Consider the following 12,371-nt stretch of genomic DNA (forward strand, 5'->3'; position numbering starts at 1 on the left):
GGGCGCTCGGGCGTCCGCGCGCTGGGTCGATCGTCGCAATGTCGGAGTTTTTCGCGACACGCCGTGATCCGGGGCGGCGGATGCCGCGAGCCGCGTTTTTCTCCGACATAACCGTTCTCGCCCGACCCGGGCGCACCCCGTGGGCGGCGGTTTCGGCATGGAACAATGACGTATGACCGTGCGGGCTTCGAGGTGGCTGATCGTGCTCGCGGCCGTGTGCTTCGGGACGACGGGTACCGCGCAGGCCCTCGGTGCGCTCGGCGGCGCCGAGGCGAGTGCGACATCGCTCGGCGCGGCGCGGATCGTCTTCGGGGGCGCGCTCCTGGCTATCCTCGCGTTCGCGGTGGCGCTCGCTGAACGCCGGAGGCGGTCGGCCGCGGCAGGCCGAGACGGCGAACCCGACGGCGCCGGCGGTCGAGACGGCGAGCGAGACTCCGAACGCGACGGCGACGGCGACGGGGATCTCGACCGCGACAGCGTCCGCGGGTCGGGCCGGGTCCGAAGCCGGCCACGCGGCTCGAGCGTGGCGCTCGTGATCCTCGGGGCGGCCGGCGTTGCCGCGTACCAGCCGGCTTTCTTCACCGGGACCGCGCAGAACGGGGTCGCGGTCGGCACGCTCGTCGCCCTCGGCTCGGCCCCGGTGCTCACGGGACTGCTTGAGTGGGGCTGGTACCGCCGACCCCCGGGCATCCGCTGGGCGTGTGCGACGTTCGTCGCGGCGACCGGGGTGGCGGCGCTGTCCGGGCTGTTCAGCGGGGGAGGCGGGCCCGTGACGGTTCTCGGGATCGCGGGCTCACTCGGTGCGGCCGGGTCCTACGCCGTGTACACACTGAGCACGAAGCTGCTCCTCGATCGGGGCTGGGCGCCCGCGGCCGCGATGGGAGCGACGTTCGGTGCCGCGGCCGTTCTGATGCTGCCCGTCCTGCTCGCGAGCAACCCGGCCTGGCTCGCCCAACCCGCGGGGCTGGCGACGGCGGCGTGGCTCGCAATCGTGGCGACCGCTCTCGCCTACACCCTCTTCGCCCGCGGATTGCGGGGCCTGTCGGCATCCCAGGTATCGACGCTCACGCTGGTCGAACCCGTGACCGCGACGGCCCTCGGCGTGTTCGTGCTGCACGAGGACTTCACTCCTGCCACCGTCGTCGGCGTCGCCCTGCTCGTGGCCGGACTCGGAATCCTCACGATGAACCGCCGTGCCGCGGGCGCACCGACCGGCACCCTGTCTTAGACGCGCAGCACTGCAGGGCCAGATTGTGCACAAAAAGCGCATAGCGAGGGTCTGCTGCGCGGTAGATTGAGGCGAGATCATCGGCGGTTTTCTGGCGGTGTCCGGGACTCGGAGGGGACGGCGCGATGAATTCCGGAGTGCCGCCGGCGTCGACCTGGGCTCGCCTGCGGGCACGCGTCATCGCCAACACCTCGGGGACCCTGCTGGTCCCCGTGCAGTTGTCGCTGCTCGGCAGCTTCGCCATCGTCGCGTTGATCGTCGGGTCGGCGGCGGATTCCGCCGGAATCCGGACCGAGCTCCTTCTCGGCCTCGCCCTGATCGTGGTGTCAGCCGCAGCCCTCTGCGTGCCCTGGGCGAGCCTTCCGGACGGCTGGATCCTCCTCGTCGCCGTCGTAGACATCGTGATCGTCGCCCAGATCCGCGTGGCCGTCGTCAACGAGCAGCCCGGCGTGAACGTACTCGTCCTGATCCCCGTGCTGTGGCTCGCGTATTCATTCGGGATCGTCGCCCTGCTGCTCGCCATCATGGGCGATTTCTTCGCCGCAGTCTTCCCATACGCCCTGAGCGGCGACTGGCCGGCCACCTCGGCCCAGTGGGCGGGCACGACGATCCTGCCCGCCACGATCGCCATCGTCGCGATCGCCGTCTTCGTGGCCGCCCGGCAGCAGCGCAGGGAACGGGCCGATCTCGTCGCCGCATACGAGGACCTGCGGGTATCCATCGCCGAGGGGCTCGACACGGCGTCCGCCGCCCTCGCCGTCGTCGACACGGTGGATGCCGGCATCACCTTCTACAATCCGGCCGGCGAGATCCTGCTCACCAACGACACCGCCCGCCAGCTTGCGGTGGCGGGAGGTTCACCGGCCTCGACATCCGTGCAGCGCTGGGAACACGTCTTCGGAGAAGACCGGGTCACGCCGATTCCCGAGGACCAGCGCGTTGTCGCCCTCGCTGCCCGTGGTGAGATCGTCACCCGCCGGCTCTTCTGGATCGGCGTGGAGGCGGACCAGCGGGCCGTCGTCGTCTCGACCCAGTTCGTCCGCCGCGCGTCCGGCGAGCTGATCGGAACCGTCGTCGCCGCCCACGACGTGACCCCGCTTGCAGAGGCGATCTACGCGCGGGACGAGTTCCTGACGACCATCACCCACGAACTCCGCACCCCGCTCACCTCGATGATCGGCTACCTCGACCTGATCGAGGACAGCGTTGACCTCGCCGATTCCGGCATTGCCGCGGAATTCGGGATCGTGCAGCGCAACAGTCAGCGTCTCCTGGCCCTGATCAACGACCTCCTCGTGACGACCCGCGGGCAGGCGCACCTCGAACGCCGGCTCTTCGATGTGGCCGAGCTCGCAGAGAACTCGATCAACACGATCCGGGTCGCGGCCGGTGAGGCGGGCGTGCACATCGTGCCGCCCACCCTGGTACCGGTCCGGGCGGAAGTGGACGCCGACCAGATCGGCAATGTGCTCGACAAGGTGCTCTCGAACGCCCTCAAGTTCAACCGGCCGGAAGGCGAGATCGACCTCACGATCGAGGTCGACGGCGACGACGTCGTCATCCGCGTCGGCGACACCGGCATCGGGATGAGCGAACCGGAGCAGGCGCAGATCTTCGACCGGTTCTTCCGCGGTGCGTCCTCCCGGCTCAACGTGATCGCCGGGAGCGGGCTGGGACTGTCGACGGCGAAGACCATCGTCGAGGCGCACCACGGCTCGATCTCCGTGCAGAGCGAACTCGGCGAGGGATCCACGATCGAGATCCGCCTGCCGCTCCGCGTCGGCTCCCCGGTGACGCGGTCGGTCCCGACGGTCCCCGCGGTCCCTGCGGTTCCGGCGCAGACCCTGGCCTCCTGAAGCGATCGACCCGCCGAAGCGGTCAGTCGGCCGAAGTGGATGCCGCGCCCGGCCGCCCCTGCTGCCTGCGGTGTTCGAGGCGCAGCTCGAGCTCGTTCATCACCAGGGCTGCGAGGTCCTCGAGGGTCGCGAGCTCTGCGTCGGTGACCGCCCGTGGCTCGAAGTCGAGCACGCACAGCGTGCCCAGGTTGAACCCGTCCTTCGTGCGCAGCGGCACTCCCGCATAGAACTGAAGGCCGAAACCGCCGGCGACAAGGGGGTTCGTCAGCGCCCGCGCGTCCGTTCGCGCATCCTCGATCACCCAGGGGCCGTCCTGCATGATCGCGGACGAGCACAGGCCCGGGTCGCGCGCGATCTGCTCGAGGTCGAGCCCGGTGTGGGACTTGAACCAGATCCGGTCGTGGTCGACGATGCTCACAATCGCGATCGGCACGTCGAAGATCCTGGCGGCGAGGGCGGTGATCCGGTCGAAGGTGCCGTCCGGCGGGGTGTCGAGGATGTCCAGCCGGGCGACCGCCGCCATCCGCTCGGCTTCGTCGGTCGAGAGGGGGACCTGCTCGTCGCCGCGGTGCCTACCCGTCTCCGTGATCACGGCCTGGCGGAGCGCGAGCACCACCTCGCCGATGTCCGGGCGGTCGGCGGGATCCCGGGCGAGCATCGTCGACAGCAGGTCCCGCCAGGCCGGTGAGACGGATGCCGGGATCACCGGGTCGCGCAACAGTCGCGCGAGCGCAGCCTGCACCGGTTGACCGTCGAACGCGACTTCCCTGGTGAAGCACTCCAGCAGCACGAGCCCGAGCGAGTAGATGTCGCTCGCCGGGCCGACCTCCTCGCCGCGGGCCTGCTCCGGGGAGAGGTAGGCCGCCGTCCCTGTCGTCATGCCCTCGCTCGTGAGGCGCGTGCTCGCCGGTGAGAGGGCGATGCCGAAGTCCGTGAGCTTGGCGCGGGCCCTGAACCGGCTGCTGTACTGCGCGAGGAGGATGTTCGCCGGCTTGATGTCGCGGTGCACGATGCCGCGCCCGTGGATGTACTCGAGTCCCTCGGCGAGGTCGTAGCCGACCTGGGCGATGTTCCGCACCGACAGAACGCCCTCGAGGAGCCGGTCCCGGAGGTCGATACCGTCGACGAGCTCCATCACGAGGAAGATCTGGCGTCGGTCAGAGGCCGCTTTGTGCACGCCCACGTCGAAGAGGGTGACGAGGCTGTGGTGGCTCAGGCTCGCGAGCACGTTGATCTCGGCCTGCTGGCGCTGGATGTCGTCCTGCTCGATCGCGACGGTCGTGAACACCTTGATGGCGACATCGCGGCCGAGCCGGTCGTCGGTGGCCCGGTAGACGGACGCCATGCCGCCGCTGCCGATCAGCTCTTTGAGCTCGTATCGATGGCCGAGCAGGCCAGTGGGTTTCGCGGTCATCGGGCTCCTTGTGACCCGAGTATAGGGGAAGACCGGGCTCGGATCAGTGGGTCAGAACCCCCGGTCCGCCAGCAGTCCGGGCAGTCCGGTCGGGCCGGACGAGTTCGCGGTGTCTTCGAACCCCACGGGGAGCATGCTGCCGATCCAACTCTCGGCCGTCCAGCCCTCGACGGGTGATCCGGTCACGACGATCGTGCCGGTATTACTGAGCTGATTGTCCGTCACGTAGCCGGCCTGCAGGTTGCTGCACGAGTACCCGGTCCAGGCGCGCAGGATCGCGCCGTGGCTGACGAACGCCACGGTCTCGAGCCCGAGTTCGGCCGCCTCCGCGACGACCCGGTCGAACCGGGCGAAGGTGTCGCGGCCGGACTCGCCGCCGGGCATCACGATGTCGAGCTCTCCGTTCGCCCACGCCAGGAAGGTCGTGCAGTACGCGTCGACGGCGACCCGGTCGTGGCGCCCCTCGAGGGCACCCGCGCCGACCTCACGGATATCCGCACGGATTCGCACCTCGAGGCCGCGGGCCGCCGCGAGCGGTGCCGCCGTCTGCTGGGTGCGGACGAGCGTCGAGACGTAGAGCGCGTCGATGGCGACGGGTTCGAGGGTGGCGACGAGGCTCCCGGCCTGTTCCCGCCCGAGCGGGGTGAGATCGGCGCCGGGATGCGCGGTATCGAGGAGACCCCCGACATTGGAGACCGTCTGGCCGTGCCGGATCAGGATGAGGCGCATGGCTACCTTTCGGGACGCCCGATCGTCGGGCATCCGCTTCTAGGATGCCCAAAGATCGCCCGCCGCGGAAATTACCCGCAATCCTCCGGGAAATAGTGCTTTCAATCAGGGAAATTTCAGGGTCATCCCTGATGCCGGGCCGGGGGGATCGGAGGAGTCTGGAAGCCGCGACAGGCGCGAGAGACGAACGAGCGGGGACGGCATGACGACCAACAGGGGCCACGGGGAACGAATCGGTGAATTAGGACGCGAGTCGCACGGAGACGGGGACAGGGGTGAGGACGGGGTGAAGACTCCGCCGATCGCCTTCGCTCGCGGCCTCGTCAAACGCTACGGGACCGGCGAGACGGCCGTCGAGGCCCTCGCCGGGATCGACGTGGACTTCGCACGCGGTGAGCTCACCGCGATCATGGGGCCGTCGGGTTCGGGTAAGTCGACGCTGATGCACTGCATGGCCGGACTCGATACCGTCACGTCCGGCAGCGTCGTGATCGACGGCGCCGACGTGGGACGGATGAACCAACGCCAGCTGACCCGGCTGCGCCGCACCCGGCTCGGCTTCATCTTCCAGGCCTTCAACCTCGTTCCGACCCTGACGGCAGCAGAGAACATCACCCTGCCCCTCGACATCGCCCGCACCCCCGTCGACCGCGCCCACTTCGACGCCGTCGTCGCGGCTCTCGGCCTCGACGCACGCCTCGGCCACCGGCCGAGCGAGCTCTCCGGCGGCCAGCAACAGCGTGTCGCGTGTGCGCGGGCCCTCGTCGCCAAGCCCGCGGTGATTTTCGCGGATGAGCCGACCGGTAACCTCGATTCCCGCGCGGCGACCGAGCTGCTCGCCTTCCTGCGCCGCTCGGTCGACGAACTCGGCCAGACCGTCGTGATGGTGACCCACGACCCGCGCGCGGCGGCGTACGCGCACCGCGTGCTCTTCCTGGCCGACGGCCGGCTGGTCGGCGAGCTCGAGGCGCCGACGCAGGCCTCCGTGCTCGAGGCGCTGGGGTCTCTCGGCTCGGCTTCCGGCGATGGGCCGGCCGGGCCGGGCCTCCGCTCGGGTGGCCCCGCGACGATCCTGCCTGCGACGATCGCCGCGGGCAGTCCGGCCGGCCGCTGATGCGCCGGGTCGCACTCCGCGGCATCCGCGCGCACCTCGTGCGGTTCGTGCTGTCCGTGCTCGCGGTGACTCTCGGCGTCGCCTTCGTCACCGGCAGCTTTTCGCTGCGCACCATGATGTCGTCGACGTTCTCGGGCATCGTCGACAGCTCCATGCAGGCAGACGCCTACGTGCACGGCCGGGCTACGACGCCGGCGTCCGACGAGGGTTCCACCGCGAGCACCGTCCGCAACCAGATCCCGGCGTCCCTCGCGGTCGATCTCGCCCGCGTCGACGGAGTCGCGCACGCCTTCCCCGTCTACAGCGGACCGATCGTGCTCGTCGGTGCGGACGGCACGGCGGTCAGCAGCACCCAGGCGCCGAGTTTCGCGACGGGCTTCGAGCCCACCGAGGAGGTCGCGTCGGTCACGGCGGGTCGTGCTCCCGCAGGGCCGAACGAGATCGCGCTCGAGTCGGTGACGCTGGCTTCCTCGGGGCTTTCGGTCGGTGACAGCACCACCGTGGTCCTGGCCGGCGGGCTGCGCACGGTGCGTGTCGTCGGGGACGTGTCGATGGGGGTTCCGATGGCGGGAGCCACGATCGTGTTCCTCGACGTCCCGACCGCGGCCGCGGCCTTCGCCCCCGATGGACAGGTGGAGTCGATCAAGGTCTACGCCGAGCCGGGGGTGGACGAATCGACTCTCGTCGACCGGCTGACCCCGGCGCTCGCCGCAAGCGCGACGAACGCCACCGCCCCGAGCGAGGCGGCCACCGGAGACAGCATGCGCGCGGAGCAGCGCGCCGGCATCGAGACGACCCTCGGCTTCGTCGAGACCTTCATGCTCATCTTCGCGGCGATCTCCCTCTTCGTCTGCGCCTTCATCATCGCCAACACCTTCTCGATGTCCGTGCGGCAGCGGATGCGCGAGTTCGCGCTGCTCCGCGCCATCGGCGCCTCCCCGCTCCAGGTGTTCGCCTCGATCCTGGTGCAGGCCGCCGTGGTCGGGCTGGCAGGATCGGTGCTCGGGATCGCGGCGGGGGTCGGGTTGGTGTCCCTGCTCCGGATCGGTTTCGAGCAGGCCGGGATGAGCCTGTCCGGGGCGATCCCGCTCACGGAACCCACCATCATCACGGCCCTGCTGGTCGGCACGCTCGTGAGCGTTGTCGCGGCTGCTCTGCCCGCTCGTCGTGCCGCCCTGATCGCGCCGGTCGAGGCCATGCGCGACGACGTCGGCAGCAACGAACGATCGCTGAGGTTCCGCACCATCGCCGGATCGGCGCTCGTCACCCTCGGCGCAGGGTGCCTCGGCATCGCCCTGCTCCGGGCGGCGGACGGCGCGCAACTGCTCGCGTTCGGTGCCGTCGGCCTCATCCTGGGCATGCTCGTCCTCGCCCCGGTGATCGCCCGGTACAGCCTCGGCGTGCTCAGCTGGGTCTTCGTCGTCGCCTTCCGGCCGATGGGCCGGCTGGCGAGGGGCAACGTCACGCGCAACCCCCGCCGGACAGCGAACACGGCCGGTGCACTCATGATCGGGATGGCGCTCGTCGGCGGGGTGTCCGTGCTCGCGGCCTCGGCGACCGCATCCACCCAGACGATCGTCCGGGACGGCTGGAACGCCGACTTCTCCGTGCAGTCGGCCGCGGGTGCCGTGCCGGCCGGCGTGGTCGCGCCGATCCGCGACCTCGGCTCCGTCGCATCCGTCGACGTGCTCAGCCTCGGGCCGGCCCTCGTCGCGCATCCGGGTGCGGCCGACGACTCGATGTACGTGGTCGGAATGCCTCCGGAAGCATTCGAGCGCACGCTGACCATTCACGTCGTCAGCGGTTCGCTCGGCACCCTCGCCTCCGGCGAGGTCGCGGTCCAGAAGACCGCCGCGGCGGAACACGGCTGGGCCCTGGGCGATCCGTTGACCTTCACGGTTGCGCAGGGAAGCGGCACGGTCACCGAGACGACCACCATCGGAGCGATCGTGGACACGCGCATCATCGGCACCCCGATCATCATGTCCGAGGCCCGGTTCTCCGAGATCGTGCCACCCGCTACGGCCATGATCGACACGCTGCTGATCGAGAGTGCCCCCGGCGCCAGTGCGGCGGCGGTGCGCGCAGACCTCGTTTCGGTCGTCAAGCCGTACGTCGTGCTCTCGGTGCTCGATGCCGCGGACTTCGCCGCGCAACTGGCCGGCCAGGTCGACCAGATGCTCGTGGTCCTCTATGCGCTGCTGGCCCTGTCGATCGTGATCGCGGTTCTCGGGATCGTGAACACCCTCGCCCTGTCGGTGATCGAGCGCACCCGGGAGATCGGCCTGATGCGTGCCGTTGGCCTCGGCCGGCTGCAGCTCGCGACGATCATCACGATCGAATCGGTGCTCACCGCGCTGTTCGGCACCGTCGTGGGCATGGTCGTCGGCGTGGGGGTGGCATCCGCGATGCCGACCGTGTTCACCGGGATCGGGCTGACCGAGCTCGCCATCCCGTGGGCCCAGCTCGTCGGGATGCTCGTGCTGGCCGCCGGCGTCGGCGTGCTCGCCGCACTCTGGCCGGCCGTGCGCGCCGCACGGCTGCCCGTTCTGCAGGCTGTCGCGAGCGACTGACGCCGGCGGCGGGGAGCGGATGCCGGGGGCGGCCCAGGAGGCCGGCCCGCGGCATCCGCTGCACCGACTCAGCGCGAGACCGACTCCACCGGGACGGGGGTGAGCCAGGTCAGCACGGAGCCCTCGCCCTCGATCAGGTCGCCGAGGGCGGCGTTGAAGACGGCCCCGTATGGCGCCGTGATGTGCGCCTGGAAGGCGTCGGCGTCGCGGTACACCTCGTAGACGAAGAACTCGAGCGGGTTCGACACGCGGCGGTGCGGATCGAAGGTCACGTTGCCCGGTTCCCGCCGAACGTCGACGGTCAGCCCGGCGATCATCGTCGCGACCTCGTCCCCGCGGCCGGGAAGGGCCGTGAATTCGGCGTAGAGGGCGACGGGCTCGTCGGGATTCGTTGGTGGTGTGATGGTCATGCCTTCCTGGCTCCGGTCATGATCGCGACGGCATCCGTCATGGAATGCGACTGCGGCGTGATCGTCGCGGCGCACTTGCCGAGGCGCTGGATGTGGATGCGGTCGGCGACCTCGAACACATGCGGCATGTTGTGGCTGATCAGGATGACCGGGATGCCCCGGTCGCGGAGGTTCTTGACCAGCTGGAGCACCTGGTTCGACTCGCGGACCCCGAGGGCGGCGGTCGGCTCGTCGAGGACGACGACCTTTGAGCCGAATGCCGCGGCGCGCGCGACGGCGACGGCCTGGCGCTGACCGCCGGAGAGGTTCTCGACCGCGACGGTGACGTCCTGCAGGGTGCTGATGCCGAGGTCGCTCAGCTCTTGCTTCGCCCGCTTGCGCATGCCTTTCTTGTCGACCATGCGGAACACCGAGCCGAGCAGGCCCGCGCGCCGCAGTTCGCGGCCGAGGAACAGGTTCGAGGCCACATCGAGGGCGGGGGAGACGGCGAGGGTCTGATAGACCGTCTCGATGCCTGCTGCGTGCGCGTCCTGCGGCCGCTTGAACTGCACGGGCTTCCCGTCGAGGGTGATCTCGCCCTCGTCGGCGACTTCGGCGCCGGTCAGGCACTTGATTAGGGTGGACTTGCCCGCGCCGTTGTCGCCGATGATCGCGAGGACCTCGCCCGGGTAGAGCTCGAGGCTGACCCCGTCGAGTCCGACGACGCGGCCGTAGGTCTTGACGAGCTTCTTCGCCGTGAGAATCGGCTCGCGAACCGGTGCCGGAGCGCCGGCGGCCGTGCTGCCATCGATGAGGGTCATTTGCGTACCTTTCGGATCCACTGGTCGACGGAGACGGCGAGGACGATGAGCACGCCGACCGCGAAGGTCTGCCAGAGCACGTCGAGGCCGGCGAGGGAGAGCCCGTTGCGGAAGACGCCGACGATGAGGGCGCCGAGGAGGGTGCCCCAGATGGTGCCGCGGCCGCCGAAGAGGCTCGTGCCGCCGATGACGACGGCGGTGATCGAGTCGAGGTTGAGGTCGGTGCCCGCGTTGGGCGAGGCCGCGTTGCTGCGGCCGATCTGGATCCACGCGCCGATCGCGAGGATGGCCCCGGCGGCGAGGTAGACGCTCATCAGCACCCGGCTGACGCTGATGCCGGCCAGGCGGGCGGCTTCCTTGTCGTCGCCGACCGCGTAGACGTGCCTGCCCCACGCGGTCTGGGAGAGGATGAAGGCGATCACGACGTAGAGGACGAGCATCAGCAGCACGCCCATCGTGAAGTTGACCCCGCCGACGGAGAACGTGGTCCCCGTCCAGGTCAGGAGGTCGGGCATGTCGCCGCCGCGGACCGTCGCACCGTTGGAGTACAGCAGGGTGAGGGCGACGAACACGTTGAGGGTGCCGAGGGTGACGATGAACGGGGGAAGCCGCAGCCGGGTCACGAGGAAGCCGTTCAGGGCGCCGGCCGCGAGCGCGACGACGAGTCCGGCGATCAGGCCGAGGATGGGCGGGAGGCCGTTCTGGACCGTGAACTGGGCGATCACCATCGAACTGAGCACCATCACGGCGCCGACCGAGAGGTCGATGCCCGCGGTGAGGATGATCAGCGTCTGGGCGATCGCGAGGGTGCCGACGACGGCGACCTGCTGGGTGATCAGGGAGAGGTTCGCCGGGTTCAGAAACCGTTCGTTGAGCATCCCGAACACGATGATCGCGATGACGAGCACGACGGCCGGGCTGATCGCCGGGTAGCGGTGCATGAGGCCCCGCAGCCGGCTGAGGGGGGTGGTGCGGTCGAGGAATTCCTCGGCCAGGTCATGCTGGCCCGTTGCCGGGTTCGCGGTTGGTGTGGGCTGGGTCACGATGGGGGCTCCGGTTTCCTAGACGCCTGCGGTAAGGCCCCGTGGGGCGCCGGAATCGATTCTCGGCGCCCCACGGGAGCGGTAGTGGTTCTGACTAGCCCCAGCAGATGCCGGATGCCTTGGTCGTGTCGATGGACTCGACCCCGGTCTGGGGTGCGTCCGTCACCAGTGCGACGCCCGTGTTGTAGAAGTCGAGGCCCGGGCTCGTGGTCGGCTTCGCCCCCTTGTTGATGAGGTCGACGATCGCCTGCACGCCGAGCTCGGCCATCTTCACCGGGTACTGCTGGGCGGTCGCACCGATGATGCCGTCCTTGACCTGCTTGACGCCGGCGCAGCCGCCGTCGATCGAGACGACGATCATGTCGGTCTTGCCTGCAGCCTTGAACGCCTGGTACGCGCCGTATGCGGCGGGTTCGTTGATCGTGTAGACGACGTTGATGTTCGGGTTCTTGCTCAGCAGCGTCTCGGCCGCCGTGCGTCCGCCGTCTTCGGCGCCGTTCGTGGGCTCGTTGCCGACGATCTCGTAGTCGCCGCCGCTGTAGGTACCGGTCTTGGCCTCGTCACCGTTCTTGGCCTTGTCGGCCGTGTTGATACCCATCCCGTCCAGGAAGCCCTGGTCACGGTTGACGTCGACGGAGACGATCTTGTCGCCGAAGAGGTCGAGCATCGCGATGGTCGCCTTCTGGCCGGCGAGCTTCGCGGCGGTCCACTTGCCGATGTCCTGACCGGCGAGGTAGTTGTCGGTCGCGAAGGTGATGTCGACGGAATCCTTGTTCGTCGGCGGTGTGTCCAGTGCGATCACGAAGAGGCCGGCCGCGCGGGCCTTGACGAGGGCGTCTTCGACGCTGGGGCCGGTCGGAGTGATCAGGATGCCCTTGTCGCCCTTGGAGATGGCGTTCTCGACGGCGGTGATCTGGCTCGCCTCGTCGCCGTCGGCCTTGCCGGCCGCCAGGGTGAGAGTGACGCCGGCTGCGTCTGCGGCCTTCTTGGCGCCGTCTTCCATCGCGACGAAGAAGGGGTTGGTGGTGGTCTTCACGATGAGGGAAACGCCGATCGGGCCGGACGCGGCTCCCGTGGTGGAGCTGCTCGAGGCGGTCGAGGAACAACCGGCGAAGCCGATCGTGGCGAGTGTGGCAACCGAAGCGGCGGCAATCATCCGCTTCATGGTGGACGGAGTGGTCGTGCGATTCATCTTTGAATCTCC

The 12,371-nt window shown here is 69.5% G+C and carries 10 protein-coding genes; 4 read left to right on the forward strand and 6 right to left on the reverse strand.

The window, feature by feature from the left end; all coding sequences use genetic code 11:
- Positions 1 to 172: 172 nt before the first annotated feature.
- A complete protein-coding gene (locus MQH31_RS00460) occupies positions 173 to 1,228 on the forward strand; it encodes an EamA family transporter (protein ID WP_243010532.1) in 1,056 nt (351 codons plus the stop codon).
- Positions 1,229 to 1,353: 125 nt separating this feature from the next.
- Positions 1,354 to 3,084 (forward strand): sensor histidine kinase, encoded by a 1,731-nt coding sequence (locus MQH31_RS00465; RefSeq protein WP_243010533.1) that lies wholly within the window; start codon positions 1,354 to 1,356, stop codon positions 3,082 to 3,084.
- Between the two features lie 22 nt (positions 3,085 to 3,106).
- Here MQH31_RS00465 and MQH31_RS00470 read toward each other — a convergent pair whose 3' ends face one another.
- Positions 3,107 to 4,498, reverse strand: a complete 1,392-nt coding sequence (locus MQH31_RS00470; protein ID WP_243010534.1) for a protein kinase domain-containing protein — start codon at positions 4,496 to 4,498, stop codon at positions 3,107 to 3,109.
- Positions 4,499 to 4,549: 51 nt separating this feature from the next.
- The gene (locus MQH31_RS00475) at positions 4,550 to 5,227 is read right to left on the reverse strand and encodes a histidine phosphatase family protein (RefSeq protein WP_243010535.1); all 678 of its coding nucleotides are present in this window, start codon (positions 5,225 to 5,227) and stop codon (positions 4,550 to 4,552) included.
- A gap of 286 nt (positions 5,228 to 5,513) precedes the next feature.
- On the opposite strand from MQH31_RS00475, the gene MQH31_RS00480 reads away from it, so the two are divergent.
- Positions 5,514 to 6,341 carry an ABC transporter ATP-binding protein gene (locus MQH31_RS00480; protein ID WP_243010536.1) on the forward strand — a complete coding sequence of 276 codons (828 nt, stop codon included), beginning with the start codon at positions 5,514 to 5,516 and terminating at the stop codon, positions 6,339 to 6,341.
- A complete protein-coding gene (locus MQH31_RS00485) occupies positions 6,341 to 8,914 on the forward strand; it encodes an ABC transporter permease (protein WP_243010537.1) in 2,574 nt (857 codons plus the stop codon). The genes MQH31_RS00480 and MQH31_RS00485 overlap by 1 nt, the downstream gene beginning before the upstream one ends.
- A gap of 68 nt (positions 8,915 to 8,982) precedes the next feature.
- Here the strand turns inward: MQH31_RS00485 and MQH31_RS00490 are convergent, their stop codons facing one another.
- The 4 genes from MQH31_RS00490 to MQH31_RS00505 form a co-directional block, all read right to left on the reverse strand.
- Positions 8,983 to 9,324, reverse strand: coding sequence for a putative quinol monooxygenase (locus MQH31_RS00490; protein WP_243010538.1), 342 nt, complete (start codon positions 9,322 to 9,324; stop codon positions 8,983 to 8,985).
- On the reverse strand, positions 9,321 to 10,124 hold the full coding sequence (locus tag MQH31_RS00495; protein ID WP_134534398.1) for an ATP-binding cassette domain-containing protein: 804 nt from the start codon (positions 10,122 to 10,124) through the stop codon (positions 9,321 to 9,323). Before MQH31_RS00495 ends, MQH31_RS00490 begins: the two co-directional genes overlap by 4 nt.
- Positions 10,121 to 11,167: an ABC transporter permease gene (locus tag MQH31_RS00500; RefSeq protein ID WP_243010539.1), complete on the reverse strand. Its 1,047-nt coding sequence runs from the start codon at positions 11,165 to 11,167 to the stop codon at positions 10,121 to 10,123. The genes MQH31_RS00495 and MQH31_RS00500 overlap by 4 nt, the downstream gene beginning before the upstream one ends.
- Before the next feature lie 94 nt (positions 11,168 to 11,261).
- Positions 11,262 to 12,359, reverse strand: a complete 1,098-nt coding sequence (locus tag MQH31_RS00505; RefSeq protein ID WP_134534397.1) for a substrate-binding domain-containing protein — start codon at positions 12,357 to 12,359, stop codon at positions 11,262 to 11,264.
- Positions 12,360 to 12,371: the final 12 nt, after the last annotated feature.

Origin of the sequence: Cryobacterium zhongshanensis, assembly GCF_022760445.1 — a bacterium.
Lineage (GTDB): Bacteria > Actinomycetota > Actinomycetes > Actinomycetales > Microbacteriaceae > Cryobacterium > Cryobacterium algoricola.